The organism is Bacillus sp. C30 (assembly GCF_040838255.1).
Taxonomy (GTDB): Bacteria; Bacillota; Bacilli; order Bacillales; family Bacillaceae_G; genus Bacillus_A; species Bacillus_A mycoides.
In genome coordinates this window covers 1-2,077 of sequence record NZ_JBFPJH010000480.1, presented here as the reverse complement: position 1 = coordinate 2,077, position 2,077 = coordinate 1, and the positions used below count along the sequence as shown (strand labels likewise).

Annotated in this window: 2 protein-coding genes and 1 pseudogene; all 3 read left to right on the top strand. The window is 33.7% G+C overall.

Annotation, left to right across the window (positions count from 1 at the left end; translation table 11 throughout):
• Window positions 1-194 (top strand): annotated as a pseudogene (locus AB3X49_RS21960) (DUF6320 domain-containing protein); the annotation flags it as partial.
• Between the two features lie 337 nt (window positions 195-531).
• Entirely contained in the window at window positions 532-1,797 is a 1,266-nt protein-coding gene (locus AB3X49_RS21955; protein WP_367964735.1) for a Y-family DNA polymerase, read from the top strand.
• A partial coding sequence (locus tag AB3X49_RS21950; protein ID WP_367964733.1) for a YolD-like family protein occupies window positions 1,794-2,077 on the top strand: 284 nt, incomplete at its 3' end. The genes AB3X49_RS21955 and AB3X49_RS21950, both read left to right, overlap by 4 nt.

The following is a 2,077-nucleotide window of genomic DNA, read 5'->3' as shown; positions in this document are numbered from 1 at the left end:
TTACAATATCTGTATTTATTTTAACAGCGTGGATTAGTTTTATATTAGGACAATATAGTAATCGTCCCTATACTTTTTCAAGGTCTCTGGAGGATATGAAAGTCTTTTTATCTATTGGTGCCGTTTGTCTAGTTCTTTCTTATGGGTTTCCAAATAAATGGAAAGAAGTGTTGAAAAGGAAATTTCATTTTTAACTCTAAAAAAAGGTAATTCTGTCTATGAGGGAGTACCATATCAAAAAAGAAAAGTGTAAGTTTAGACACAATTTAGAAACACTTCAATCAATTACCTACACTTTAAGGAAACATTTCACATAAAAAAGGCGATTCTTTCAATACAAGAGAATCGTCTTTTTGTTTGCGTTCAGTGGGGATTCGGGCGGGATATGTGTATAAAAGGCTTATAAACTGTAATTTTTTAAGATATTAGATTAATGAAAGGCTATTATATTTATTACGTTATCCTACAATTAAAAAGAACGTTTGTTTGCATATAATAAGAACAAACGTTCTTTTGTTAGGAGTGATAACCTTGTATGATTATTCTCTTTTACCAAATCGCATTATTCTTTGTGTAGATCTTCGTAGCTTTTATGCGAGCGTATCATGTATTAAAAAAGGACTTGATCCACGTTATACAAAATTGGCTGTCGTAGGAGATGTAAACCGCAGTGGATCAATTGTATTGGCAGCAACACCGCCATTAAAAGCGTTAGGAATAAAGAAGATGGCTCGTTTGTACGAAATACCGAAGCGGCAAGATATTATTATTGTGAATCCAATTATGCATACGTATGTGAAATGTTCAAATTACATAACGGGCTTAGCTTTACAGTATGTTGCGCCGGAAGATTTTCATCAATATAGTATTGATGAGTTTTTCATGGATATGACTGCAAGTATTCATTTATTTGCGAGTAATCCGTGCGAATTCGCATTAAAGTTCAAGAGAGAAATATATGAACGTACACGGATCGAAAGTACGATTGGTATTGGTCCGAATTTATTATTGAGTAAAGTAGCGATGGATGTTGAGGCGAAAAAGAATAAAGATGGAATAGAACAGTGGACGTATGACGATATACCCGAGAAGTTATGGAGTATTAGACCGCTCAGTAAATTTTGGGGTATATCGTATAAAACTGAAATGAAATTGAATCGAAAAGGTATACATACAATTGGAGAATTAGCTCAGTATCCTTTGAAATATTTAAAGCAAACTTTCGGTGTAATAGGGGAAGAATTACATCTACATAGTAACGGGATTGATTTTAGCAGAATAGCAGAGAAATACGTTCCAGCGACAACATCTATAGCGAAAAGCCAAATATTATTACGGGATTATTCGATAGAAGAGTTCATAGTTATTTTATTAGAGCATATAGAAGAAGTTTGTTATAGGTTGAGAAGGGAAAAGAAATACGCGCAAACGATACATTTTTCAGTCGGGTATAGCAAGGAATATGGCGGGGGAATAAGAAAGGCACATACGTTAAATAGAGCAACAAATTTAACGATGGATATTTATAATGTTTGTACATATTTTTTATACGAGCGGCATACAGGGGAGCCGATTCGATCGATAAGTATTTCATTAACAAATTTAATAAATGAAGGAGAAGAGCAAATTTCACTTTTCGATAACATTATACAAAGGGAAAAAGAAATGCGATTAACGAAGGTTATGGACGAAATTCGAACACGATTTGGTAAGAACAGTATTTTACGTGGGATTTCCTACACAAGCGTCGCAACAGCAAGATATAGAAACACATTATTAGGAGGACATAAATCGTGAAGAATGCTAATATGCCAAAAGGAAGAGGTATGGTAAAGTGGCAACCGTTTGTTAGTATGCCAGAGCAGTTCGTCTGTATTAAAGAAATGATACAGGAGCAAACGAAAGTCCCGCGTCCAATCTTAACGCAAGATGCAAAGGAAATGATTGAAAATAAGCTGCTATGTTCATTTTTAGGTGAAGAAGAGGTTTTATTTACATATTATAAAGATGGCTATCTATATAAAAATTACATAACAGTAGTTAATATTAATCCAATAAATGAGACGATTATATGTAC